This window comes from Halomonas sp. ND22Bw (assembly GCF_003011945.1).
Taxonomy (GTDB): Bacteria; Pseudomonadota; Gammaproteobacteria; order Pseudomonadales; family Halomonadaceae; genus Halomonas; species Halomonas halophila.
Map to the genome: position 1 here is coordinate 1 of NZ_PXWD01000777.1, position 275 is coordinate 275.

Here is a 275-nt window from a genome sequence, read left to right on the forward strand (position 1 = left end):
ATCCCATTTAAGTTGGGCCAGCCTTTTTTTAGGGTTCCATACTTTGGGTCTTTATGTTCATAATGATGTCATGCTTGCTTTTGGCACTCCGGAGAAACAAATCTTGATTGAACCTATATTTGCTCAATGGATACAATCCGCTCATGGTAAAACTTCATATGGCTTCGATGTACTTTTATCTTCAACGAATGGCCCAGCATTCAATGCGGGTCGAAGTATATGGTTGCCCGGCTGGTTAAATGCTATTAATGAGAATAGTAATTCACTATTCTTAA

At 38.9% G+C, this 275-nt stretch carries 1 pseudogene; it reads left to right on the top strand.

Annotated features, from left to right (window positions below):
* Positions 1-275, top strand: a pseudogene (psaB, locus tag CVH10_RS20240) (photosystem I chlorophyll a apoprotein A2); the annotation flags it as partial.